Origin of the sequence: Kamptonema formosum PCC 10802, assembly GCF_000332335.1 — a bacterium.
In the GTDB taxonomy this organism is placed as follows: Bacteria; Cyanobacteriota; Cyanobacteriia; order Cyanobacteriales; family Oscillatoriaceae; genus Oscillatoria.
The window spans coordinates 2,903,404-2,903,763 of sequence record NZ_KB235948.1; the positions used below are offsets into that span (position 1 = coordinate 2,903,404).

Genomic DNA, 360 nt, shown 5'->3' on the forward strand with positions numbered 1-360 from the left:
TCCATCTGACTTCAGCTGGTTATTCGCCAGAGTCTGGTATCCCGTATTAGTGCGGTTGCCATTCCCGTCATAACTATAAACCTCATCATTTTGGTAACTGTGGTCTGTCCCCCTCACCTGGTTGCGGTCGTCATAGCTGTAGTTGCTGCTGCCATCGCTAGAAGCAAACTGAGCAATCCGGCTAGCCGCATCGTAACTCCAATTATAATTCGCAAACGTCGTCGTCCCTTTGCGATGAGTTAATTGAGTCAGCCGGCCCGCACTGTCATAAGTATAGCCGGTAGTCGCCACCTGTTGCGTCCCCGCCAAATCGCTGTAGCGAGAGACACCCGTCATCTGGCCAGCAGCATCATAGGCCAT

The 360-nt window shown here is 52.2% G+C and carries 1 pseudogene; it reads right to left on the reverse strand.

Annotated features, from left to right (window positions below):
• A pseudogene (locus tag OSC10802_RS57190) lies at positions 1–360 on the reverse strand (RHS repeat-associated core domain-containing protein); the annotation flags it as partial.